The 24,403-nt window shown below is 45.2% G+C and carries 22 protein-coding genes and 1 riboswitch; of the genes, 21 read left to right on the plus strand and 1 reads right to left on the minus strand.

The window, feature by feature from the left end; genetic code table 11:
- Positions 1-10: 10 nt before the first annotated feature.
- Positions 11-553: a 1,2-dihydroxy-3-keto-5-methylthiopentene dioxygenase gene (locus NLX73_RS04900; RefSeq protein ID WP_254325490.1), complete on the minus strand. Its 543-nt coding sequence runs from the start codon at positions 551-553 to the stop codon at positions 11-13.
- Positions 554-833: 280 nt separating this feature from the next.
- Here NLX73_RS04900 and metH point away from each other — a divergent pair, with 280 nt between their 5' ends.
- From metH to NLX73_RS05005, 21 genes are all read left to right on the plus strand, one after another.
- Positions 834-4,274 carry a methionine synthase gene (gene metH / locus NLX73_RS04905; RefSeq protein ID WP_069080595.1) on the plus strand — a complete coding sequence of 1,147 codons (3,441 nt, stop codon included), beginning with the start codon at positions 834-836 and terminating at the stop codon, positions 4,272-4,274.
- Positions 4,275-4,353: 79 nt separating this feature from the next.
- Complete coding sequence (rnz, locus tag NLX73_RS04910) at positions 4,354-5,283, plus strand: ribonuclease Z (protein WP_254325491.1); 930 nt, start codon at positions 4,354-4,356, stop codon at positions 5,281-5,283.
- Between the two features lie 505 nt (positions 5,284-5,788).
- A complete protein-coding gene (locus tag NLX73_RS04915; RefSeq protein WP_254325695.1) occupies positions 5,789-6,595 on the plus strand; it encodes a TIGR01457 family HAD-type hydrolase in 807 nt (268 codons plus the stop codon).
- Between the two features lie 70 nt (positions 6,596-6,665).
- Positions 6,666-7,484: an Fpg/Nei family DNA glycosylase gene (locus tag NLX73_RS04920; protein WP_061831515.1), complete on the plus strand. Its 819-nt coding sequence runs from the start codon at positions 6,666-6,668 to the stop codon at positions 7,482-7,484.
- Entirely contained in the window at positions 7,474-8,322 is an 849-nt protein-coding gene (locus NLX73_RS04925; RefSeq protein ID WP_254325696.1) for a deoxyribonuclease IV, read from the plus strand. Before NLX73_RS04920 ends, NLX73_RS04925 begins: the two co-directional genes overlap by 11 nt.
- 71 nt (positions 8,323-8,393) lie before the next feature.
- Complete coding sequence (locus tag NLX73_RS04930) at positions 8,394-8,732, plus strand: cyclic-phosphate processing receiver domain-containing protein (protein ID WP_235309667.1); 339 nt, start codon at positions 8,394-8,396, stop codon at positions 8,730-8,732.
- Positions 8,729-9,043, plus strand: coding sequence for a thioredoxin family protein (locus NLX73_RS04935; protein WP_061831513.1), 315 nt, complete (start codon positions 8,729-8,731; stop codon positions 9,041-9,043). The genes NLX73_RS04930 and NLX73_RS04935 overlap by 4 nt, the downstream gene beginning before the upstream one ends.
- Positions 9,040-9,813, plus strand: a complete 774-nt coding sequence (locus tag NLX73_RS04940; RefSeq protein ID WP_254325492.1) for an ABC transporter ATP-binding protein — start codon at positions 9,040-9,042, stop codon at positions 9,811-9,813. The genes NLX73_RS04935 and NLX73_RS04940 overlap by 4 nt, the downstream gene beginning before the upstream one ends.
- 22 nt (positions 9,814-9,835) lie before the next feature.
- Positions 9,836-10,894, plus strand: a complete 1,059-nt coding sequence (locus NLX73_RS04945) for a 23S rRNA (cytidine(2498)-2'-O)-methyltransferase RlmM (protein ID WP_061831511.1) — start codon at positions 9,836-9,838, stop codon at positions 10,892-10,894.
- 180 nt (positions 10,895-11,074) lie between these two features.
- The gene (locus NLX73_RS04950) at positions 11,075-12,568 is read left to right on the plus strand and encodes a protein kinase domain-containing protein (RefSeq protein WP_254325697.1); all 1,494 of its coding nucleotides are present in this window, start codon (positions 11,075-11,077) and stop codon (positions 12,566-12,568) included.
- Positions 12,569-12,609: 41 nt separating this feature from the next.
- Positions 12,610-13,596 (plus strand): SAF domain-containing protein, encoded by a 987-nt coding sequence (locus NLX73_RS04955; RefSeq protein ID WP_254325493.1) that lies wholly within the window; start codon positions 12,610-12,612, stop codon positions 13,594-13,596.
- 22 nt (positions 13,597-13,618) lie between these two features.
- Complete coding sequence (locus NLX73_RS04960) at positions 13,619-14,332, plus strand: hypothetical protein (protein WP_254325494.1); 714 nt, start codon at positions 13,619-13,621, stop codon at positions 14,330-14,332.
- Positions 14,329-15,186, plus strand: coding sequence for a hypothetical protein (locus tag NLX73_RS04965; RefSeq protein ID WP_254325495.1), 858 nt, complete (start codon positions 14,329-14,331; stop codon positions 15,184-15,186). The genes NLX73_RS04960 and NLX73_RS04965 overlap by 4 nt, the downstream gene beginning before the upstream one ends.
- Positions 15,187-17,022 carry an ATPase, T2SS/T4P/T4SS family gene (locus NLX73_RS04970; protein ID WP_254325496.1) on the plus strand — a complete coding sequence of 612 codons (1,836 nt, stop codon included), beginning with the start codon at positions 15,187-15,189 and terminating at the stop codon, positions 17,020-17,022.
- Positions 17,012-19,096, plus strand: coding sequence for a hypothetical protein (locus tag NLX73_RS04975; protein ID WP_254325497.1), 2,085 nt, complete (start codon positions 17,012-17,014; stop codon positions 19,094-19,096). Before NLX73_RS04970 ends, NLX73_RS04975 begins: the two co-directional genes overlap by 11 nt.
- A 51-nt stretch (positions 19,097-19,147) precedes the next feature.
- Positions 19,148-19,627, plus strand: coding sequence for a hypothetical protein (locus tag NLX73_RS04980; RefSeq protein ID WP_023988985.1), 480 nt, complete (start codon positions 19,148-19,150; stop codon positions 19,625-19,627).
- 40 nt (positions 19,628-19,667) lie between these two features.
- Positions 19,668-20,063 (plus strand): hypothetical protein, encoded by a 396-nt coding sequence (locus NLX73_RS04985; protein WP_254325498.1) that lies wholly within the window; start codon positions 19,668-19,670, stop codon positions 20,061-20,063.
- Between the two features lies 1 nt (position 20,064).
- Complete coding sequence (locus NLX73_RS04990; RefSeq protein ID WP_254325499.1) at positions 20,065-20,619, plus strand: hypothetical protein; 555 nt, start codon at positions 20,065-20,067, stop codon at positions 20,617-20,619.
- Positions 20,606-21,595 (plus strand): hypothetical protein, encoded by a 990-nt coding sequence (locus NLX73_RS04995; protein WP_254325500.1) that lies wholly within the window; start codon positions 20,606-20,608, stop codon positions 21,593-21,595. Before NLX73_RS04990 ends, NLX73_RS04995 begins: the two co-directional genes overlap by 14 nt.
- Positions 21,596-21,779: 184 nt before the next feature.
- Positions 21,780-23,333 carry an ABC-F family ATP-binding cassette domain-containing protein gene (locus NLX73_RS05000; protein ID WP_023988981.1) on the plus strand — a complete coding sequence of 518 codons (1,554 nt, stop codon included), beginning with the start codon at positions 21,780-21,782 and terminating at the stop codon, positions 23,331-23,333.
- A gap of 93 nt (positions 23,334-23,426) precedes the next feature.
- A riboswitch (TPP riboswitch) is annotated at positions 23,427-23,535 on the plus strand.
- 264 nt (positions 23,536-23,799) lie between these two features.
- Positions 23,800-24,393, plus strand: a complete 594-nt coding sequence (locus tag NLX73_RS05005; RefSeq protein ID WP_254325501.1) for a thiamine phosphate synthase — start codon at positions 23,800-23,802, stop codon at positions 24,391-24,393.
- Positions 24,394-24,403 lie beyond the last annotated feature (10 nt).

The raw sequence follows: 24,403 nt of genomic DNA on the forward strand, positions 1-24,403 counted from the left end.
AAATTCGTAATTATGCTTTAATGAAGGTTGGGTCTTCATACGGCTCGGCAATCCAGCCATTTTCTTCGATGAACAAGCGGATTGCGACGATCTTTTGATTCTCCATTAAAGTGAAGAAGTGAGGTATATTTTCAGGTACGGAGATAACGTCCCCCGGTGAAAGCTCTACGTGAAAATAGCCGATCTCTTCAGGGCCTTTAATGATGAAGATGCCTTTACCAGCGACAATGGCACGGATTTCATCCTCGGTGTGGGTGTGAATTTGCTCAAACTTGGCCAGCAGCTCGTCCAAATTCGGCGTTGCTTCAGATAAAGTGATAACGTCCCATATTTTATATCCGCGACGTGCGGCTAAATCCTTGATTTCGGGTTCAAATGTTTGGAGAACAGCGGCCTTTTGATCATCTGTTAAGGTAAAGTTCTCTTGCAGCTCCCCGGACAATTTGGAAGTATCCCAATGTTCATACAATATCTCGTGACTCTCCAGAAATTCACGTACTTGTTCTTCACCGCTAATTCGCTCGTTTGTATTACGTATTAAGATTTCGGCCATATGCTTATTCCCTCTTTTCCACTTGGATTAATGCTGTATAAAGAATACCATGTCTTGAAACGTTGTACAATACAGGATTTCAACATTTTATAATGCAAATGACTATAGCTAAAGGGTTAGGGTTAAGTACGTTCTGTAATGCTACAAACTATAAAAATGGATTAGAGCAGTCGTTTTTACAAAGAACAACCTGTATAAAACGTATGTTTTTACTTCAATCTATCTAAATGATACGGTTTCTGCTAAACTAGGATTTAACGTTTTGCGGGGGTGAAGAAATTTGGATAAAGTTAGCTTGCAGGATGCATTACAACGAAGAATACTCCTTCTTGATGGGGCCATGGGCACCATGATTCAACAGGAAGACCTTTCCCCCGATGATTTTGGTGGGGAAGAGCTGGAGGGCTGTAATGAAATGCTGGTCTTAACGAGACCAGATGTCATTCAAGGGATTCATGAAGCTTACTTGAAGGCTGGAGCAGACCTAATTGAAACGAATACATTTGGAGCAACATCCGTCGTTTTGGCGGATTACGATATACCAGAACGTGCCCGTGAAATTAATCTGGTGGCGGCCAAACTAGCGCGTAACGCGGTGGATAAATACAGCACTGCGGACAAGCCTCGTTTTGTAGTAGGAGCTATGGGCCCAACCACGAAAACCTTGTCTGTCACAGGTGGTGTTACATTTGCTGAGCTGATTGAAAGCTATCAAGAGCAGGCTTTGGCGCTTATTGAAGGCGGCGTGGATGTGCTCCTTTTGGAGACCTCACAGGATACGCTTAACGTCAAGGCTGGAAGCATCGGAATTCGGCAGGCTTTTGAGCAGACAGGTATCGAGCTTCCGCTAATGATTTCAGGCACGATTGAGCCAATGGGAACGACGTTGGCCGGACAAAATATCGAATCCTTTTGCATATCACTTGAACACTTACATCCAATTTCGATTGGATTGAATTGTGCTACAGGTCCAGAGTTTATGCGTGATCATATTCGCTCTCTGTCTGAAATGTCCTCTGCAGCTATTAGCTGTTATCCAAATGCGGGCTTGCCCGATGAAAATGGCCAATACCATGAATCGCCTGATTCATTAGCACGTAAAATGGCTGCTTTCGCTGAAAAAGGCTGGCTGAATATTGCTGGGGGTTGTTGTGGTACCACGCCTGAGCACATTCGAGTTATGAGTGAAAGTATGGCGCAGTTTGAGCCGCGTCCGCTGGTAGGTCATCATCCTCCTGCCGTATCAGGCATTGAGCCTGTATACATTGAACAGGACAATCGTCCGTATATGGTTGGTGAGCGAACGAACGTTCTGGGCTCCCGCAAATTCAAGCGTTTGATCGTGGAAGGCAAATATGAAGAGGCATCTGAAATTGCCCGCGCTCAGGTAAAAAGCGGAGCGCATGTCATTGATATTTGTGTGCAGGACCCGGATCGCGATGAAATGACGGATATGGAAGCGTTTTTGAAACTGGTTGTAAACAAGGTAAAAGTACCTTTGGTGATTGATACCACGGATATTAAAGTCATTGATAAAGCACTTCAATATTCGCAAGGTAAGGCGATTATTAACTCCATTAATTTGGAGGATGGTGAAGAGAAATTTGAGAAAATGGCTCCTCTTATTCATAAGTACGGCGCCGCTGTTGTTGTTGGAACAATTGATGAACGCGGACAGGCTATTTCACGTGAGGATAAGCTTGAGGTAGCTAAACGTTCTTATGATCTGTTGGTGAACCGTTACGGTTTGGCAGCGGAGGATCTAATTTTTGATACACTCGTATTTCCAGTAGGAACAGGTGATGAGCAATATATCGGTTCAGCTAAAGAAACGATTGAGGGCATTCGCATTATTAAAGAAGCGCTTCCCGGGGTACATACCATCCTGGGCATCAGTAACGTATCTTTTGGTTTGCCGGAAGCGGGTCGTGAAGTGCTCAATTCCGTCTATTTATATGAATGCACCAAAGCAGGTCTGGACTATGCGATTGTAAACACTGAGAAGCTTGAACGTTATGCATCCATTCCAGAGCATGAGCGGAAACTTGCGGAAGACTTGATCTATAAAACAAATGACGATACTTTATCCGCTTTTGTAGCAGCTTTCCGTAACAAGAAAGTGGAGAAAAAAGAAAAGATATCAAACCTTTCGCTCGAAGAACGACTGGCTTCCTATGTAGTCGAGGGAAGTAAAGAGGGACTCATTCCGGATCTGGAGCAGGCGCTCGTGAAATATTCTTCGCTGGAGATTATTAACGGCCCGCTGATGAAGGGGATGGAGGAAGTAGGACGACTGTTTAACAATAACGAACTGATTGTTGCAGAGGTGCTGCAAAGCGCTGAAGTGATGAAGGCGTCCGTAGCCTATTTAGAGCCGTTCATGGAGAAGAATGAATCCTCAGTAAAAGGTAAGATTTTGTTGGCTACAGTCAAAGGTGATGTGCATGACATTGGTAAGAATCTGGTGGAGATTATTCTATCCAACAATGGTTACCATATCGTGAATCTGGGTATAAAAGTACCACCAGAACGCATTATTGAAGCTTACCGTGAAGAAAAGGCCGATATGATTGGCTTATCCGGACTGCTTGTTAAATCGGCACAACAAATGGTGCTGACCGCACAGGATTTGAAAAATGCGAATATCGATATTCCAATAATGGTTGGTGGAGCTGCTTTAACACGTAAGTTCACTAAAAATCGTATCCGTCCTGAGTATGATGGTCTGGTTGCCTATGCAAAGGATGCTATGGATGGTCTGGATATTGCCAATAAGCTTATGAATCCTGAGTCCCGCAAAAAAATGGCTGAGGACATGGAGGCTGAGCGGGAGGCGGAAGCGGCAATCGTCGTGGAAGCCAAGCCGCTCCCTAAGCTCACTCGAGCTGTGCGCTCTAATATTGCTCAGGATTTGCCCGTTTATATTCCACCAGATACGGATCGCCATGTACTGCGCAACTATCCACTGAATTATATTTTGCCTTACGTGAATATGCAGATGCTAATGGGGCATCATCTTGGTTTAAAAGGCAATGTTGAACAGCTGCTGGCTTCGGAAGATCCGAAAGCGATTCAGTTGAAGGAAACCGTGGACAGCATCATGTTTGAAGCTGTGACAGACGGAATCATCCAGGCACATGCTATGTATCGTTTCTTTCCAGCGCAGTCCCAAGGAGATCAAATTCTGATCTATGATCCCTCGGATGTGAGCAAGGTACTGCACACATTTACATTCCCGCGCCAGCAGGTAGAGCCTTATCTATGTCTGGCTGATTTCTTGAAATCAGTGGAATCCGGAGTTATGGACTATGTAGGTTTCATGGTCGTTACAGCTGGTCATGGGATTCAGCAGATATCTACCCAGTGGAAAGATAAAGGAGATTATCTGCGCTCGCATGCACTTCAAGCGGTAGCACTCGAAGTAGCAGAAGGGTTAGCGGAACGGCTTCACCATATTATCAGGGATAGCTGGGGGTTCCCGGACCCTGCCGATATGACAATGAAACAGCGACACGGTGCCAGATATCAAGGCATTCGGGTATCCTTTGGCTATCCGGCATGTCCAGATCTAGAGGATCAGGGGCCGTTGTTCCAGTTGTTAAAACCTGAGGATATTGGCGTTGAGCTGACGGAAGGGTTTATGATGGAACCGGAGGCTTCTGTATCAGCCATGGTGTTCAGCCACCCTCAGGCGCAGTATTTTAACGTCGAAAAGGTTTAACACCTTTATCAGATGGGATAGCAAATACCCTCCGAGCTTCGGAGGTTTTTTGCTGGTCAGCAGGAAGAAGGTTAATGTTATGGAATTTTATTTTCTCGGTACAAATGCAGGGGTGCCTACGATTCAGCGAAATGTAACGTCCATCGCTCTTCGTTTGCTGGAAGAACGAAGAAGCATGTGGCTGTTCGACTGCGGCGAAGGCACTCAACAAGAGGTATTGCGTTCGCCGCTCAAACTAAGCAGACTTGAAAAAATATTTATCACCCATTTGCATGGGGATCATCTTTTTGGTCTGCCGGGACTGCTGTCGAGCAGAGCGTATCAAGGGGGAACGACACCACTGACGGTATATGGGCCACCTGGAATCCAGCAATATATCGAGCTATCTTTAGGGATCAGCCAATCGCGTATCAATTACCAACTACATATTGTGGAGCATACGGGCGGGGTTCTGTTTGATGACGGACAATTCCGGGTAGAGTCAGCTTTGCTGGATCATCGGATTGACAGCTATGGCTACCGAGTTGTAGAGATGGATAAGCCCGGTAAGCTTAATCAAGAGCTGTTGGAGCGATATGGTATTAAGCCCGGCCCGGTGTACGGTAAGTTAAAGCGTGGGGAAAGCGTGGAGGTAGAGGGTGGAGTTATTTTGCATCCTCAGGATGTACTGGGTTCGCCGAAAAAAGGGCGTATCATCACGATTTTAGGGGATACGAGACCTTGTCCGAATACGGTAGTGCTGGCTCAAGATGCAACTGTCGTCGTTCATGAAGCCACTTTTCTGCATGAACTGGCAGATACAGCTTACGAGTATCATCATAGTACAGCGCTTCAGGCAGCGGAAGCTGCAAAAGCCGCAGGTGCGGGTCAGTTAATCATGACGCATTTTAGTTCTAGGTATAAAGATCAGGAGCAGCTTCAGCCATTGCTGGAGGAAGCGCAAAGCATATTTCCTAATTCATTGCTTGCGGAGCAGCATGTGTTGTTAACGGTACCCGATATCGGTTAGTAAACGCTTGGAGAAGATATGTGCATGGGTGCCGGGGCTTGCCTCGGTGCCTTTGTTTTTCACCGAAATTATTTTCCGGGAAAGCGCAGGATGCGACAAGAGATGAGAACCCGTGCTGGGTGGCGGGGATGAATTTGTTCTACCACATATGGAGGCGTGTCCTATTCGAGTTTCTATATATCGAATTTAAAGGATTATATTTCTTAAGCATGACCAGGAAATACAGGAGATTTCCTTTGAGGAAATAGCGCCTTCGATGGATTTCGACGAAGAAGTGAACTTATGTCATGGGAAAGCGACGGGTTTTAGCGAGGAATGGCACTATTTTGGACGGTTTACCAGCAATTCATGGACTTCATACGCATTTTTGACTTAAGATAGATGAGATGAATAGAGACGGCCGATTATTTTATGACCTGAATAATTAAGGTGGTTAAATAAGAAGGAGAACATCGTTCATGGGATGAATTATAATTTTTAATGCTATGATGTGAATGGATTTGAAGTGGGGGAGGGGATTGCGATAAAATCGTTACTAATTGATCTGGATGGAACACTTTATCATGGAAATCGGATGATCAAGGGTGCGGATCTGTTCATATCCCAATTGCGTACAGACCAGATACCTTATGCTTATGTTACAAACAATGCTTCACGTACACCCGATTCGGTGGCTGAGCATTTGGTTGGTATGGGAATTGAAGCGACCAGCCATGAAGTATATACTTCGGCGTTAGCAGCTGCACAATATGTTGCACAGCAAAGTCCTGGAGCTCGTGTATATTGTATTGGTGAATCAGGATTACGCGATGCACTCACAGGAGCCGGTTTGCAGCTTGTTGAGAACCATCCTGATTATGTGGTGCAGGGGATAGATCGTCAATTTACATATGATGCGCTGGCCGCTGCCATGCGCTGGATTCGGGAAGGAGCAACTTTTATTTTGACAAACCCGGATCTCCAATTGCCTTCACATGATGGGCTAACGCCAGGTGCAGGTACGATTGGAGCTGCAATTGAAGCGGCTTCACAGGTAAAGCCTATTGTCATCGGCAAGCCTTCAAGCGTATTGATGAACTATGCGCTGAACCGCTTAAACATTAGGGCGGATGAAGCTCTGGTTGTGGGCGATAATATGCTTACAGATATTGCGGCAGGTGCAGCAGCAGGTTGTAAAACAGCTCTGATCCTGTCGGGCGTGACGACCCGCGCTAATATGGACGAGCATGTGCGTACCGTTGGAGTGAAACCTGACCTGATGTTTGACAATCTCGCTGAACTGCAGGACTGGATGAAAGAAGAGCTGAAATAATAGAAAGTATATGTCTTACAAAACTTGCGAGAATTAAAAGCTATGTAGCTACGAAAGGAAAGATGTTGTTATGCCGGAACTTCCTGAAATGGAAAACTACAGAATCTTATTATCAAAACAAATTTTGGACATTCCGATTACTGGAGTTACGGTTAGCCGTGAAAAGTCCATTAATACTGAAGTGGAAACGTTTGAGAAGCAATTGCTGGGAACGACCGTTGTATATTTAGAGCGTCGAGGCAAGCATTTGATTTTTCATTTAAACACGGGCGGGCGGCTCGTACTTCATCTGATGCTCGGAGGACTGTTATATCTGGGAACGGAGGAGCAGCGTCCAGATCGTACAGTTCAAATCGAATTAGATTTTAGTGGAGTAAAGCTTTATTTTATCGGACTGCGCTTAGGTTATCTGCACCTGCTAACGGCTAAAGAAACAGAAGAAGCTTTGTCAGACCTGGGACCTGATCCGTTAGACCGTCGCATGACGTTGGAAAAGTTTACAGCACGGCTGAAGGGCCGCCGGGGGATTTTGAAAACAACGCTGGTGAATCAGCAGATTTTTTCGGGCATTGGCAATTGTTATTCGGACGAAATTGCTTATATCGCCGGATTTACACCGGGTTCCAAAGTACAAAACATTGTGCAGTCGCCAGAAAAAGTGGAAAAGCTATATCATGCCACTCAATCCGTACTACGTGAAGCTACAGCGGAAGGCGGGTACATGGAAATGCCTCTAATGGAGGGGGACACGCTAACAGGTGGATTTGATCATCAGTGTCGAGTATATGACCGCGAAGGAGAAGAGTCTCCAAGTGGCGGAAAAATTGTAAGGGTTGAACTGGCGGGGAAAAAAGCATTTTATTGCCCGGTACAGCAGCATGATGCCTAAATTGCTCATCGGCTCCCATGTGAGTACGCGTGGTGGCTTTTCCAAAGCCGCTATGCGTGCGCGAGAGCAGGGGGGACGTTCATTTCAATATTTCCCGAAAAATCCTCGTAGTCTTAGGCTGAAGGAATGGAGTGCTACTGATGCTGCTGCTTGCAACGCTTACTGTTTAGAGCACCAGCTTCAATCCATTGCTCATTCACCATATCCCGTTAATCCGGCTCATGGGTCCGAGCGTGGTCAGGAACTTTATGAGCTGACGATTGCTTCATTACGCAATGATCTGGATATTGCTGAAGCCTGTGGGTCAAAAGGGATTGTCGTTCATTTTGGTCATATGCATTCGTTAGACCCTCTAGAGGGCTATCGTAACATCATTAACTGTTTTAATGATGTGCTGGAAGGCTGGCAGGGAAATGCTAAAATATTGATCGAAAATCAGGCGGGAGATCATGGACCCATGGGAACCACGCTTGAGGAAATGGTGCAGATCCGTCAGCTGTGCCGGTATCCTGACAGTATCGGCTTTTGCTTAGACACTTGTCATGCATATGCAGCGGGATTGTGGAACGGTGGAATGGACGAGGCTTTGATCGAAAAAGGGAATCGTCTCGGCTATTGGTCAGCTCTGTGTGGAGTTCATTTGAACGATTCTAAATACCCATATGGCTCTAAAAAAGACAGACATGCCCGTGTGGGACAAGGCTACATTGGTACTGAGGGCATGCGTTGGATGACAGAACAGGAGGCTGTAAGAGGTATTCCTATCGTTTTGGAGAGTGAGACGGGACCTGATGGGACACATCAGGAGGATATTCAAATGATTCTAAGCTGGGAGTAAATTGGTCTGATTGATAATAACTATCTTTGAGGCTTGTGAGCTTGCATATATGGAAAAAGGAGGAGAAGTTGATGTATTTGTTTATGGACGATTATCGGCCTTGTCCTCCGGGCTTTAAGCTGGCAAGAGATGCGGATGAGTGTCTGCTGCTGCTTCATGAATACCCTATTTCGATACTATCGCTAGATTATGATTTGGGTCCAGGTCAGCCTACGGGAAAGGATGTGGCTGCTGCTATCGCAGAGAAACGGTTATATCCACGTGAAATTTACTTGCATTCGTCCAGTCCAGAGGGGCGGCGAGCCATGTATGAGCTACTCTATGCGAATAAGCCAGAGGGAGTCACCGTACATAACGGGCCCATACCCGAAGAGCGTATGCGAGAGATCAGAAAAGGGTCTGAACGATGAAAGAGATCGGACAAAAAGAGGCGCGCCGTGCCATATGGGAGGGATGCAAGCTGGCTTTGTTTGTGTACACTCCCATGTGCGGAACATGCGCGGCTGCCCGTAAAATGCTGGAGGTAGCAGAGCATTTGCTCCCTGAAGAAGCAGTGGTGCAGAGCAACATTAACTATATTCCTGAACTGGTACAGGAGTACCGGATATCCAGCGTTCCCGCGCTTCTTATATATAATGGTGAAAACAAAAATCCTGAAATTATCTACAAAATGGAATCTGTAGAACACTTGCTGAGCAAAATAAGGAGCGTGATGGAATGATATCCATGAAGAGCATTACGTTGCAGCGGGAAGAAAGACGGATTTTGGACGATGTAAGCCTGGACATACGAGAAGGTGAACATTGGGCTATTCTGGGTCGCAATGGTTCCGGTAAAACAACATTGCTGGAAATGATGACAGGATATATGTTTCCAAGTCATGGAACGGTTGAAGTGCTTGGGCAAATGTATGGTCAATGTGATGTGCGGGAAGTTCGCAAACAAATCGGATATATCAGCCAGACCTTGTTGGAAAAGCTGGCGCTAAAAGATCCCGTTTGGGAAGTGGTCGCTACAGGTGCGTATGCTTTTTTGCGCTTTTATCAGGAAATTCCGACAGAGGCAAAAGAAAAGGCCATATCTTTGCTGGAGGGTATGAATTTAGGCGACTTGATTCATCACCCACTGGGGACGTTATCTCAAGGAGAACGTAAAAAGGTGATGCTGGCCCGCTCACTGATGGCAGAACCTCGTCTGCTAATTATGGACGAGCCTTGTGCCGGGTTGGATCTATTTGAGCGGGAAAAAATGCTGGTCGAGATTGATCGGCTCCGCAAGCGAGACTTATCAGTGGTTTATGTGACTCACCACATTGAGGAGATTGTCCCCCTCTTTACGCATGTTGCATTGATTCGTGATGGTAAGGTCGCAGCAGCTGGACCGAAAAAAGAAGTTTTAACGAAAGAATTGATTATGCACACATATGAAATTCCGGTTGAGCTGGATTGGGATGGAGAACGTCCCTGGATTCGGGTGTGCACTGGAGGGTAATGTTATTTTGGAGGAACTATATATGAGTACAGATGAACAAAGTGAATCTACTTTGTCATCATCAAGATTTGTTTGTACGGCCAATCACGGTTTTGCACCCTATGCTCAAGAGGAGCTTAGAAGATTATTTGGCTCTGTAAAAAGCACGATGCTTTTACCTGGTGAAATTTTTCTGGCTACATTACCTGCGGAAGAAATTGAGGCAGTGAGGACAATTACAGCTCAGCCGCCGATGTTTTTACGTCACTTGTTTCCTGTTCATTTTCAGGAAGAAGGAACGGACCTGGTTCAGGTGCAGGAACGGCTGGTTGCATTCATCCGTAACCGCAAGGAACTGATGGATCAACGTGTTTCTTTACAAGTGCGCAAAGGATCTAATAGCAGTTGGACTGAAAGCGCAGGTGCGCTCAAGCAGGCTTTGAGTGAACAAATAAGTGATTTACCTATGGAGCAGACAGTACAAGGCGCCGATCTTATTGTGTCCGTTTTTGCAGATACAGATACGTGGTATGCAGGTGTATCACGTCCTGAGGATAACCTATCGGATTGGAGCGGAGGCGCGGTTCGTTTTCAAAAAGAAGATGGACAAATTTCTCGTGCCAAATTCAAGCTATTGGAAGCAGAAGCAACGTTCGGCATAGATTTTGGCGCTTTCCGTCAGGGACTGGATATTGGGGCAGCACCGGGTGGATGGACTTCCTTCTTACTGGAGCGGGGACTGAAAGTTACAGCGGTTGATCCGGCAAAGATGGAGCCATCACTGATGAAGTACGCCAATCTGACTTTTTTGCGTAAAAATGCAAGTGAAGTCAAATTTAAAGAGAATTCGTTCGATCTGCTGGTTTGTGATATGAGCTGGAGTCCTAAGCAAATGGCAAGGCTCGTTACTGATTTACTATATAGTTTGCGAAGTGGTGGTACTGCTATCGTTACGGTCAAGCTAATGCATAAAAAGCCCTTGGCGCTCATTCATGATGTAATTGCTTCATTTGAGGAGTCCGGCATGCAGATTCAGCGAGCTAAGCAGCTATTCCATAACCGAGATGAAATTACCCTGTACATGATCAAGTATGGAAAATAATACTTTACAATAGATACAGGTGTGCTATATAATAAATCCAAATTGTTCCTTAAAAATAATAATCATGTTTAAATCAAGGGAAAGCATCCCGCGAAAACGGTTTTCATGGCGACATGGAAATTTGATTTTGCGGCAGCTTTCCCTTTTTTGCGTTGTCTGCTTTAGAAAGGAGGTAGGAGAATAATGAAGCAACCATCACAGTTGGAATTCGGATCCATTGTCGGTGAGCGTTACCGTATTGTTCGCACATTGGGTTCGGGAGGAATGAGCCGCGTGTTCATGGCAGAGGATTTAAAACTGCCAGGCAAGCAATGGGCGGTGAAGGAGTCGGTTGCCGGGCCACAAGTGATGAAGCTTGTACGTACGGAGGCAGAGATGCTGATTTCGCTAAGTCATCCACGTTTACCGAGAATTGTTGATTTTTTTGAGCATCCTCGATCTGGTGCGGTATACCTGGTCATGGATTACATCGAAGGAATTACGCTGGAAGCATACATGAAGGGCTATGAAGGCTATATTCCACAGGAGCAAATCGTCCCATTCGCTTTGCAGGTACTGGATGTGTTGGATTATTTGCATACCCGTCAACCGCCAGTCATTTACCGGGATCTGAAACCGACGAATATTATGCTGACACCGGAAATGGAATTTATACTGATTGATTTTGGAATAGCGAGGAGCTATAAGGCTGAACTGGATCAAGATACGGTAAAGCTGGGCACAGTGGGCTTCGCTGCCCCGGAGCAATATGGAGCAGGTCAGACGGATGCTCGTTCAGACTTATACAGTTTGGGAGCGCTGCTATTGTATCTATGTACAGGAGGCAAATATAGCGAGTGGACTGCGGGAGTAGAAGGGTATATTCGCGGAGAATTACCCCGCCAATTGATCCCGGTGATTCGAAAACTGCTGCGTCAGCATCCTGAGGAACGATTTCAATCTGCCGGGGAGGTCATTGGAGAACTGCGGCACAGTGCGGATTTTCAGCCTGCTCAACAAGGAATATCCGTTAATGATGCCTCAATGGATTATGCAGGTACAAGGGTAGTGGCTGTACTGGGTGTATCTGCCGGCTCCGGTGCTACTCATACAGCAATTGCGGTGAGCCACTATCTGGCTCGAAGGTCCCGCTCCGTAGCTTTGGTTGAGCTGCACAGCACAGCCAAAGCATTTGCCCGACTTCAAGAAGTCGTAGAAGGCACATCCGTTGGACAATCGAGTTCAAGTCGGCGTTTTGAAGTTGATGGAGTACACTACTGGCGGCAAACATCTCGTGCGGATGTCATTTCTTTGTTGGGTGGTTCCTATAGATTTATCGTACTGGACCTGGGGAGTGGGCAGGACAATGAACGACTGGAAGAATTCTTGAGAGCCGATTATCCGCTTGTCGTTGGCTCAGGGGCCGAATGGAGAGTTCAGGACATAGCAGGGCTAGCCCGATCTCTTCAGCGCCACCCGCAGCACAAATGGAATTACTGCTTGCCATTGGCACCCTCCGAAGCGGTCCGCAGGCTTCGTAAGGAGCTGGATCACGATAAAGTGTTTGCTCTACCGTTCCACTCAGACCCCTTCGAACAAGATGATGAGATGGATCAGGTGCTGGACGAGCTGTTTCGCGGAGTCATTCCAGATACCCGAAAAAAACGTTTCGGATTCCTTAAACGACAGCGCTAAATAGAACGGTATATATCAAAAAGAGGCAGGGGAGAAGTTGTGTGTCCAAGCTAAGAAAAAGTAGTAAACAAAAGCTATACGCCGGATGTATTGGTGCAGGGATTGTTGGCATTATCTTTGCTGGCTACCTTATGGTTAATATCCATCAGATGAATGAGGTCAGGAAACAGGCTGAAGTAGAGGCAGAACTGAAATGGAAAGTGTATGAACAGGAGCAACGAACCGCGAAAAAAGGTTGGGCGGTTGTCCATGACATTTCTCCAGGTGAACAGATTGCAACTAATGATTTGAAGGCAATTAAAGTTCCCGGTTCTCAGGCCCCATCAAATTTGCTGACAGATAAAAGTGAGGTTTCTGGTACCACAGCCAAAATTGAGCTAAAAAAGGGATCTGTGCTTACATCGGCCATGATTACTGCTGATGAGCCCACACCTAAAGATTTACGCAACCGTGAGCTAAAGGTGGTAGTATTGCCCAACAGCCTCAAGTCGGGTGACGAAGTGGATATCCGCATTCAATTTCCAACAGGGCAGGATTACATTCTATTATCTAAGAAGAAGATTTCTCGACTGGAAGGTCCAATTGTCTGGGTCACTTTGAATGAGCAGGAAATATTATCACTTTCGAGTGCGATTGTTGATGCTTATTTGCATAAAGCATCTATCTATGCCCTGACATATGTCGATCCCCAATTTCAGCCCAAGGCAATCCCGACCTATCCGCCTAATGCGCAGGTGTTAGCGTTAATGAATAGTGATCCGAATTTGATACGCGTTGCTGAACAAAAGCTGTCCAAGCAGCTGCGGGATTCGCTTGAAAATGCAATTAATGCGTCAAACAATGTGATTTCAACACCCGTGGAAAGAAGTCTGAGTGAGGAAATTGTAGCCCAGCATGCGGGTGCTACTATAGAAAACCCAGCAAGCGGGATTGATGCTACAAGAAATGAATATGAGAACGAGCAGGATCATCAAGAACAAACAAAGATTCTGACGCAGGGCGGAAGCTCTGATCCGTATGCCAAATAAATGAGAGAAAAGGAACGGAAGTATGAAAACATGGATATTTGCCGGGCTTTGTGACAAAAGCGATACCTTGTTATACATCAGCAGCATATTAGCAGCTTCCGGCCAACAGGTACTGCTTGTGGATGCTACGCTGCGGGGACATTATCGGTATAGCATAGGGATGCTCGACAAACCACTTCCCATTACGCAGTTTAGTGGTTTTGATGTAGCAATTGGATTTACATCATGGGAAGACCTGCATATCGGTATGAGGACTGATCAAAAGACGGAGCAGGCTTATGACATTGTTATTTTGGATGTAGAGTTACCTGATTTTTGTCCAATTTCTGTTTGGAAAGGGGCAGAACTGCGAGTTTGGGTCAGTGATTATAGCCGTATGCTAATGCACAACGGACAGAATTGGCTAGAGCATTTATTCAGTCAACCCGAATTCCCCAAAGGTCTTGTATTTCACAAGCTATTTTTACAGGCTGTGGATTGTGGTGTGGAGGAGCCGTATCTGTGGGAATACATGAACCATTTCCCGGCTTCTTGGCAGCAAGAGCCATATGTTCTGCCATGGGATGAGGGGCTGCTTGCTCTGAAACTGGAAAATGAGCATAAAAAACACCTACTGCTAAAACCGCTATCCAGAATGTATAAGAAAGAATTATGCCGTTGTATTGGGGAATGGATGAGTTGGGAATTAAAAGTGAGTCGTCGTGCACTAAAGCGTGCGGAAAGGAGTAAAGCATGAGTACCATTTTGTTTTGGAGCCCCATTAAGGGGGCTAGTGGAAGTAGCTCTTTGGCGGCAGCAATAGCAATTACCATAGGCAATCTATATAGAGGAAGACTATTATTGACTCATTTGGGTCGTAGATATACCGGTATTGAATCAGGATTACCTATACAAGAGTATGGTATGGACGATCCAACCCTACAGCTTCAGGAAGGGGGCTGGGATGCTGCCGCACGTTTAGTTCTGCGAGGGACACTGTCTAAAGAAAATATTCGTAATTATACGACACCTGTACTCGAACATACTTTGGATGTACTTGAGGGAACCTCCAGCTTTGGAGCTGCACCGCCGTTACTATCCCCAGGGCTTGTACGGGCAGTAATAGATACAGCGAATCAATATTATGATTTAACGCTGATTGATGCAGGAAGTGGAGTAGGGTGGGGGGCTGTACAGCATGAAGCATGTGCACGAGCCAAACTGGCCGTTCTTTCACTCACTCAGAATATGCGAGAATTAGATGCTTATTTTGAATCTGTGTCTCCGTTATCTACCTACTCATCGTTACCCTTATTAATAGTACTTGGGAAATATGATGTGCATTCTCAAGTGAATGAAACGAATATTCGCAGGAGATATGGCTACAAAGGCGCTTTGTATACTGTCCCTTATAGCACCGGATTTATGGACGCATGGAACCGCAGGGATGTGATCGGCCATGTGCAGCGTGAGGTACGAAGTGGAAAAGAGCAGCACCGCAAGCTTTTTATGCCCGTAGGATGGGGCCAGAGTATACGGCATATCAGCAAAGCTATTCTGGAGGCGGCAGAGTCCGATCTTCGGCTCAAGGCTTTGGAGAGGGGCGCTTAAATGCTGTCCACTCAAATGATCAACGGATTCATTCTTACCTGTATAGTACTGATATGCATCGTACTAATTATTGTTAAATACCGAGGGAATCTTCACTCGCGACATTCAACCCTTCGGGTAGAAAAAAAGAAAGAAGATGCCACATTCGAAACATTAATAGAGTATATCAAAAATGCACTTCATGAACTGAGTCATAGCCAGATGGCGGATGCCGGATTGCATGAAGAGGAATATAGACGGCGTATCCATCAAAGGGCGGAACTACGCAGGGCGTTAAAGGACTGTGCCAATGGCAGCATTGGAGATAAACGTTTTGTTAAAAATCTGATGGCTGAGCTTCTGATTAACGGTTACGGCTTGAACGAGAAAATCGTCGATACTGTTATGCCATTCTCCAGACCTGAGTTGTTTAGCATACAGGATCAATTCGAAATTATATTTTACCAATACCAGCAGAAGTTTGGCGCTGATGCACTATCACGTTTATTGGATACTTATGACTTGGCCGAAATGAGGTATTCACAGCAGGGTGAAGAAGATGGAAGTTATCTCGTTACCGCAGAGGATATCCGTTATATCTATGACTGTGAGTACCGCCCTCTTTCCTTTTTGGAGAAAGTGGATATTATTGTCCAGCGGATTTATCAGCATTACAAAGGCTTTTCCGTCATTGATGATATTCGTGACCAGCGGATCGACGGTGTAAGTGGGGGCGTCAGTGGTATGCCGGAAGGTGGGATTCCTGCATCATCAGACTGGCCTTCGGATGGGTATGTATTTGAACAAACATCTGCGCCTACTGCCAATGGTTATGAGAGCGTATGGATTTTTTATAAAGGTAAAACGATCCATCTTTCGTTCCTTTCCTTCGGATCTGAGCGTGAACTTAAAAGGGTGTGCCAAAATATTTACAAATACAATTACCCGGGACAGCTTTCCGAAGCGAATGGTTATAAGGTCAACGAAATGAAGGATGGGTCGCGGGTAGTGGTAGTGCGTCCTCCTTTCTCAGAATCGTGGGCTTTCTTTGTTCGTAAATTCGATATTCAAAGTGCATCACTGGAACAGTTAATTAAGGGACAAAATGCTGATTTTCCAATCCAGTTACTTTCTTATTTAATGAAAGGTAGCCGGATTACTGCTATTACAGGCGCGCAGGGTTCAGGTAAGACGACGTTGTTAATGGCGATGGTCAAGCATATTTATGCTTCGTATACGCTTCGTGTTCAGGAAATGGCCTTTGAACTGCATCTGCGCAGCATTTACAGTCGCCGTAACATTCTTACCTTTCGAGAAACGGACCATATTTCAGGACAACAAGGGCTTGACTTGCAGAAAAAAACAGATGGAACCGTCAATATCCTAGGCGAAGTAGCAAGTGATGAAGTAGCTGCTTGGATGATTCAAATGTCGCAGGTTGCCAGTCTGTTCACCATTTTTACTCATCATGCCAAAACATTTCGTGATCTCGTGTTTTCACTTCGTAATTCATTGCTCAAAACAGGAGTATTTCAGCATGAAGGCATCGCTGAGGAACAGGTAGTTCATGTCATTAACTTTGATGTGCATCTCAAACGTGATGCGGAGGGGCGACGCTACATCGAACGGATCACAGAATGTGTGCCGCGTGACCCGGATCATACGGATGCAGGCTCCAATGCTTCATCGAGCTACAGTTATCGCCACGTTATGGAATATCGGAACGGAAGCTATATACCGATGGAGCCCTTAACAGCCAAAAGTGCAAAAGAAATGTGTGAGCAGATGAATGTAAAGGATGCCAGAGATTTCTGCAGTTTTTTGACCCGCTATTGGGAGGAAGACTATGAGTCTTAAAGAAATTTCATTATGGATTTTACTTATATCAGGTGGGAGCTTTGCGCTTCTATATATAGTTTTGTGGGGGTTGCATAAGCGCAATAGTCATGCAGTTCGCAGAGGACGAATTTATTCTGTGCAGGAAGGACGTAAGGGAAAAGCGGTACTGCAACGTGAGCTGCAAGCCTTACTGCATAAGTTGTACACGCTATGTATGAAGGTCCCTTTCTTATCTGGATACATCACGAGTGTACGTAAGCGACTAGCTGGTCAGCATGCCTACGATGAGTACAAGCTTCGCCTACAGACTATGAAGATGACACTGTTCATCTGGGGGGCTTTTGCTTGCAGTGGCGTTGTACTGGTCATGATGAAGCCAGGAATAGAGTTTGCTATATTGGCCGCTTTATGCGGAGTGGTAATCAACAGTCTTATTTTGGATATGGCCATTAGCCGGATGGAAAAAAGGGTACTTGCACAGATGATCGAATTATTCGCCAATGTACGTCATTATTACCATCAGCACGGTATGGTGGAGGAAGCCATATCCGAAGCGGCCGATTTGGCGGAGGCAGAGGCTGGGAGACACGCACGACTCATCCATGAGGCGCTAACAGATGTTGATCCGCACGAAGCATTGGAAAGATACTATGAGTCGGCTCCTAATCGATTTTTAAAAGCTTTTGCCGGTATCTCGTATATGGTAATGGAGTTTGGTGACCGGGTTGAGGAGGGGGGTTCCATTTATTTGAAGGGGCTCGGCAGTCTCGCACGCGAAATCCAGTTGGAGTTGCTACGAAGAAATAAACTGGACTATCTGTTAAAAAGTCTAAACGTGATCGCACTGGCACCTGTTTTCTTTACCACCCCAATCGAGACATGGGCGAGATCCAGCTTTCCATCCATGGATGAGTTTTATCAGGGAAAATTGGGTTATATCACGAAATTGTCCGTTTACATTGTGATAATCGTATCTTATTTTCTGTTACAGAAGCTTCAACAGACCGATGAGACAGGATATCGTGCGGGTAGAGGCCGGAGGGTTTGGGAGCAGAAGCTATACCGTTTTCCCATCATTCGTAATGTGGTGGATTCTTTAATTCCGCGTCAGCATATGTCTTCTTATTTCCAAATAACCCGTCTATTAAAAGAAAGTGGTGCGGAGATAAAGCTGGAGTGGCTCTACATACGCAGAATGGCTCTTTTTATCGTAGGTTTGGTGTTCAGTATTAGTACGATATTTTTTTTACATGAAGCTGAGAAAACGCATATCCTTCACGCCCCGGTACAATCGGGTCAAATGTTTGGACGTTTAAGTCCGATGGAGCAAAAAGAAGCTTTGAAGCAGAGTGGGATTGATCGCAAAATCATGCATTTGCTGAACATGAGAGCGGACAGCACATACGAACGAACGTACGCTGCTTTAGAACATAATGCCAATGGAACTGTTACTCCTGAACAGCTATCCACAAATACTCGGCGTATTCTCCAAAAGCTGAAAGATTGGAATGATGAATACATCAAGTGGTGGGAAGTGCTGATTAGTTTGATTGTTGGGTATGCAGCCTATCAAATGCCTATGCTTTTATTATATTTGCAACGAAAAATGCGTCGGTTGGACATGAGGCACGAGGTGTATCAATTTCAAACAGTTATTTCCATTTTGCGGGTTATGGAACGAATGTCTGTCGAGGAAATATTGGAGTGGCTGAACAGATTTTCAGTTATATTCAAAAGACCTCTGCAAAAATGTTTGCTTCATTATGAACATGGGCCAGAGGCAGCTCTCGACTTGCTAAAAGAAGAGGCACCTTTGCCGGAATTTCAACGTCTAGTGGACAAGCTCCATTTGTCTTTGGGTAAAATTACGATTCGAGAGGCCTTTGATGATTTGGAATCCCATATGTCCTACTATTTCGAACAGAGAAAACAGGAGTATGAAAAAATAATAGACAGCAAGGCTATCTGGGGAAGGATGATTGGTTTTGCCCCGATGTATGGTCTTATCTTTTTATATTTGGTGATTCCGTTGATCGGCATGAGCTTTGTTCAAATGGATAACTATTATGAGCAAATACAAAAAATTCAGTAAGAAAGTTCTATTATGACTAATACAAAATAACAAGCTGAGGAGAGAAAAATAATGAATAACGCATCAACAGCTTTAAAGGTAGCCGCTGGGATATTTTTGACCATCGCTCTAATTACGATTGTAGTTATACTGTTTATTTCAGCCCAGGAGGCGACTAAAACGGCACAAAACAATTTTGCTGATATCCAGACCGAATTGTCTCAAGCCTCTTTTACGGTATATGACGGCACAACGATTAGTGGTTCCCAGGTGACCAATGCGCTACGGAAGTTTCAGGGGAAGGACCAATTCGGCATTCAGATTAAAACCGGTAAAAATATGGCAGGCCAGTGGTACGGTAATGCTCTGAACATTAGCCCAGACAGTGAACAGTATGGCGCTGTGAATGGTGGCAGTGATAAGACTGGGAAAATCACGAATACGCTTAATGAGAAAGAGAATGAATACGTAAATCCAAGTGGCAAATTCAAGGCTGAAATCGTCAAGGACAAATCGAACGTTGTCCGTGGGTTGTTGTTTACCCAGTCCTAAGGAATACAGCAAAGATAATAATCATAAGGGGGATGAGAGTATGTCTGATCACGCTGCAAGTATGCTGCTGCTTGGTGTGTCAGTTATTCTGTTCATAACCGCATGTGTAACGGCAGCAGACTTGTCCAGCCAGCTGGATGGTGCACTGGAATTAAGATCACAGCAAGAGGAGCATTCTGAAGGGCGAATAGCCCGTACTGTTGGGGTGGGATTGCCGGAACGGATTAAAGGAACTCAGGTCATACAGGCAATTCGCATGAACTTACAGGAGGGGATTTCGATTCAAGTCGACGGGACAGAGTACGATGTGTATTCTGAACCGTTTGAGCCTGATGTATCTACCCTGGATGCTTCCTCTTTATATTCCATGTATCCAAAGCGTAATGGGAATGGGGACATAACATCTGTACGTTTTGAGAAATTGGGGGAAGACTGAAGTGGTTCAAACAATATCCAAGTTGTTGGGGGCGCTGCTCGCTGTATTGCTTTTGTACATCGTACCCGCAGCTCAAGGTGCTGAACGGCAGGATGATATATCCGGGTTAAATACATATCATTCAACTGTACGTTTTGTTGATATGGTAAGAACCAAAGGTTACATTACACCGACGATGTATAACGATTTTATGCGTGATCTGGAACTGACAGGCAATACGTACGAAGTTGACTTGGAGCATATGCACAAAAAGTATGTACCGGACTATGCAGATGCCGCGAAGCCAGACAGTTTTCTGGACAACTATGAAACTGTATATGATGGGTACTATAATCCGCAAATCTTGCCTGTACTGTTTCCTGGCAATCAGCAGCCAAAATCAGATCAGACACGTCGGTATACCTTGATGGCCGGGGATTATTTTACGGTCCGGTTACATAATACGAATCGGACTCCTGCGGACTTGTACAAATCATGGCTTATCGGTGGGGAAAATAGCGGCAAGCCGGCAGTTACAGCTACTTACGGGGGCATGGTTCTGAATGAAGATTACTGATTTTGCAGTCATATTTATCCTTTTGTTCTTGCCCTTTGGTGTAGTTAGTGACTTACGGGTGCAGAATCAGCGTGAAGTGCAGCAGCTAGAAATGAAATATACGTCGGCTCTTCGTACCGCAGTTCAGGATGCAGGGGTCGTGCTCTCACAGAATGAACGTCAGGAACGCGAGGCCGGATACGGATCGGATAAGTTTTTTCGTGTAGATAAAGAAGCAGCGCTGAACACGTTCCTGCATACCCTTTTTCTTAATGTAGGCATTGATGAGGATATAGTAGCACAGCGTGCATTATTGGATTACATACCAGCCATTGTAATTCTGGATTATGACGGTTATTATGCGTTCACTTCAGAAGCCTATACAGACGAGCATGGACAAGCTGCTATTGGCCACAAATGGAGCGAAAAAAAGCCATATGCCTATGTTGATTCAGTAGGTAACAGTGTGGGGTTCACCTTGGATAATTATGTGCACGCATACGATGCGCGGAATCACAGGTGGGTGGAGGACTTTCAAAAGGAACTTCAGGATCAGACTCCTATATCTTTACTGAATAATTCAGAAACTTTTGAGCAAATACGTCGTTCCACCATTGTTGGCAGCGTCCAAGAGGACCTGGCACGAATTATTAATGTCCATAACGAAAAAGCTGCACGTAACGGCATATCCTATACATTCACACTACCGATCATTCCGCAAGAGGAGTGGTACAACACGGTAGATGATGTGGGTCTGATCGCGTTTATCCAAGGCATTCCGGTCGGAGACAGGTATTACAATAACTATGGATTTGGTGGTGGGAGAGTCGTCAGAAAGCAAGACATTATCGGTGGCATAGAACTAGATACTGGAATGAAATATTTTTATAGAGATTCATGTCCAGCTCCCTTTAAAGCTAGTGAACGTTTTACGGATGAGAAGTCTGCAGCAGCTGCGGGATACTTTGAGTACAAATGTTATAACGGCTTAAAATAATCACCCTCATGGGTGGTTTTTGTTTTTTTAGGCAGATCCATACCAAAAAACCTTAAAATTCACTGTTTTCAATATTCCGATATGGTTGCAGAATGTGCTACAATAAAGCTTTGAAAGAAACGAAATGCATATGAAATAAGAACAGTCGGCAACGCCGATGACAATAAGGAGCCAAAAACAGCTTATGAGTTTATTGACTGTAGAAAATGTATCCCACAACTTTGGGGACCGCGCATTATTTAAAAATGTTTCCTTTCGATTGCTTGCGGGGGAACGTGTAGGTTTGGTAGGAGCTAACGGTGTTGGTAAATCGACACTCATGAACATTCTCACTGGAAAATTGCTTAAGGATGAGGGTAAAGTGGAATGGACTCCACGTGTACGTTACGGTTATTTGGATCAGCACACCAAGCTGACACCGGGCAAAACGGTACGTGATGTATTAAAAGACGCCTTTCTTCCTTTGTTGGAATTGGAAAAGGAAATGATGCAGATTACTGACAAAATGGGGGATGCTTCTCCTGAAGAGTTGGAAGTGTTGCTGGAACAGATGGGTGAAATTCAGGAGCAACTGGATATGGGGGATTTTTACCTCATTGATGTGAAGGTTGAAGAAATGGCGAATGGACTAGGTCTGTCGGCCATAGGACTGGATCGGGATGTATCTGCACTTAGCGGCGGGCAACGAACAAAAGTGCTTCTTGCCAAGTTGCTGTTGGAAAAGCCGAATGTCCTGCTGTTGGATGAGCCTACCAACTATTTGGATGTAGAGCATATTGAATGGCTTACGCGCTATTTGAAGGATTATCCCTATGCTTTTATCCTTATTTCACATGATACTGAGTTTATGAACCAGGTCGTTAATGTTATTTACCATCTTGAATTTGCCAAGATGACCCGTTATTCAGCTAACTATGAAAAGTTTCTTGAAATGGCGGATCTGAACAAAGCTCAGCATATTGATGCTTATGAGAAGCAACAGGACTTTATTAAGAAACAGGAAGATTTTATTCAGCGTAATAAAGCGCGTGCTTCTACCTCAGGCCGAGCAAAGAGCCGTGAAAAGCAGCTTGATCGGATCGAACGTATTGATAAGCCTGAAGAAGCCGCAAAACCAACCTTTCAATTCAAAGAGGCACGTGCAAGCGGAAAGACGGTATTTGAGGGTATTGATTTTGAGATTGGTTATACACATGCCCTTTTGCCTAAGATGTCCATGACGATTGAACGTGGCGAAAAAATTGCAATTGTCGGCTACAACGGTGTCGGTAAATCGACATTGCTCAAAACCATATTGGGAAAAATTCCGCCAATCAGTGGAAAAACCTATCAAGGTGATTTTTTGCAGCCCGCTTATTTTGAGCAGGAAGTAAAGGCAGAGAAAATTACACCGATTGACGATGTGTGGAATGAATTTCCGCATTTGAACCAGCATGAAGTACGAGCGCATTTGGCGCGCTGCGGTTTGAAAAATGAGCATATCACACGTCCGCTATCTGCGCTTAGTGGTGGAGAACAGGCTAAAGTCCGTCTTTGCAAACTGTTAATGCGTGAAAGCAACTGGGTATTGTTCGATGAGCCTACCAACCACTTGGATGTAAAAGCAAAGGATGAGCTGAAACGTGCCTTGAAGGAATACAAAGGGACGGTATTGCTTGTATCTCACGAACCGGACTTTTACGAGGATTGGGTAACCAAAACGTGGAATGTGGAAGAGTGGTCAAGTAAAGTTAACTAAAATCAGTTAAATCCAGTTCTGCATATTTCACACGAAGTGGGGTTTGCAGAATTAGGAAAATATGCTAAGCTATCTATAGCTTATACAATAAAATAGTCACACTAGGGGAGCCGCCGATGCGGCTGAGACGGAATAAATGGATTTCGGACCCTTTGCACCTGATCTGGGTTATGCCAGCGTAGGGAAGTGAGCGCCGTACAAACAAGGCAACACCATCTTTATTTTGTTTGTGCGTGGGACGATACACGTATACGGATATCATGGTCCGTTCGATTATTGGACGTTCGTTAAACCACTTCCTTGGGGAAGTGGTTTTTTTGCGTTTCGTTCATTTTAAGTTGTTCGAGCTTCCGTAGACGGATTCACATACAATCCCCTTTCATTACTGCTGGTAGACGTGGCTGCTAAGCTTAGATCCTTTAATCCAATGTGAGGTGAAGACAAAATCGAATTACACGCAATTTCGATGGAAAAGGGCACTTTTGCACAAGCCGCCCGAGTGGCTGCTATGATTTGTCCGTATGTTCATTATGTACACGCACGTTTAAAACAGAATGGTGCCTCTGCATTGCTTTCTTTGACTCGCAGCATGGTGGAGCAGGAAGTTCCTTTGCAACAAATTGTAGTAAATGATCGTGTGGATGTAGCTTTACTTACTTTGGTTGGAACCGTCCAGCTACCAGCTAATGGATTACGTGTTGTGGATGTGAAAAGCCTACTTTCAAAGAGTACACGCTGTGGAGTGTCTGTGCATTCCTTGGAGGAGGCGCAGACTGCCGAGCAGGCAGGAGCAGACTATGTACTTTATGGTCACGTATATGAGACCCATTGTAAGCCCGGTATTGTACCGCGGGGTTTAGCTCAGCTTGAACATATTTGCAGGCTGTCGAACATTCCGGTGATCGCGCTGGGCGGCATACAACCGCACCATATCCCGGAGCTTTATATGGCCGGAGCAAGCGGAATTGCGGTGATGTCTGGTATATGGGAGGCTGAGTCGCCCGTTGCAGCTGCGATGGAATATAGGCGAATGGCAGATCTTGTAGTTCACAGCCTGTAGCGAGAAAACG

The organism is Paenibacillus sp. CH40, from assembly GCF_024213605.1.
GTDB classification, from domain to species: Bacteria; Bacillota; Bacilli; order Paenibacillales; family Paenibacillaceae; genus Paenibacillus; species Paenibacillus polymyxa_B.

Excerpts from the sequence above, each read along its gene's own strand:
- NLX73_RS04900 (WP_254325490.1), bottom strand. The coding sequence starts at position 553 with ATGGCCGAAATCTTAATACGTAATACAAACGAGCGAATTAGCGGTGAA.
- rnz (WP_254325491.1), top strand. The coding sequence starts at position 4,354 with ATGGAATTTTATTTTCTCGGTACAAATGCAGGGGTGCCTACGATTCAG.
- NLX73_RS04920 (WP_061831515.1), top strand. The coding sequence starts at position 6,666 with ATGCCGGAACTTCCTGAAATGGAAAACTACAGAATCTTATTATCAAAA.
- NLX73_RS04925 (WP_254325696.1), top strand. The coding sequence starts at position 7,474 with ATGATGCCTAAATTGCTCATCGGCTCCCATGTGAGTACGCGTGGTGGC.
- NLX73_RS04930 (WP_235309667.1), top strand. The coding sequence starts at position 8,394 with ATGTATTTGTTTATGGACGATTATCGGCCTTGTCCTCCGGGCTTTAAG.
- NLX73_RS04935 (WP_061831513.1), top strand. The coding sequence starts at position 8,729 with ATGAAAGAGATCGGACAAAAAGAGGCGCGCCGTGCCATATGGGAGGGA.
- NLX73_RS04940 (WP_254325492.1), top strand. The coding sequence starts at position 9,040 with ATGATATCCATGAAGAGCATTACGTTGCAGCGGGAAGAAAGACGGATT.
- NLX73_RS04945 (WP_061831511.1), top strand. The coding sequence starts at position 9,836 with ATGAGTACAGATGAACAAAGTGAATCTACTTTGTCATCATCAAGATTT.
- NLX73_RS04960 (WP_254325494.1), top strand. The coding sequence starts at position 13,619 with ATGAAAACATGGATATTTGCCGGGCTTTGTGACAAAAGCGATACCTTG.
- NLX73_RS04965 (WP_254325495.1), top strand. The coding sequence starts at position 14,329 with ATGAGTACCATTTTGTTTTGGAGCCCCATTAAGGGGGCTAGTGGAAGT.
- NLX73_RS04970 (WP_254325496.1), top strand. The coding sequence starts at position 15,187 with ATGCTGTCCACTCAAATGATCAACGGATTCATTCTTACCTGTATAGTA.
- NLX73_RS04975 (WP_254325497.1), top strand. The coding sequence starts at position 17,012 with ATGAGTCTTAAAGAAATTTCATTATGGATTTTACTTATATCAGGTGGG.
- NLX73_RS04980 (WP_023988985.1), top strand. The coding sequence starts at position 19,148 with ATGAATAACGCATCAACAGCTTTAAAGGTAGCCGCTGGGATATTTTTG.
- NLX73_RS04985 (WP_254325498.1), top strand. The coding sequence starts at position 19,668 with ATGTCTGATCACGCTGCAAGTATGCTGCTGCTTGGTGTGTCAGTTATT.
- NLX73_RS04995 (WP_254325500.1), top strand. The coding sequence starts at position 20,606 with ATGAAGATTACTGATTTTGCAGTCATATTTATCCTTTTGTTCTTGCCC.
- NLX73_RS05000 (WP_023988981.1), top strand. The coding sequence starts at position 21,780 with ATGAGTTTATTGACTGTAGAAAATGTATCCCACAACTTTGGGGACCGC.
- NLX73_RS05005 (WP_254325501.1), top strand. The coding sequence starts at position 23,800 with ATGGAAAAGGGCACTTTTGCACAAGCCGCCCGAGTGGCTGCTATGATT.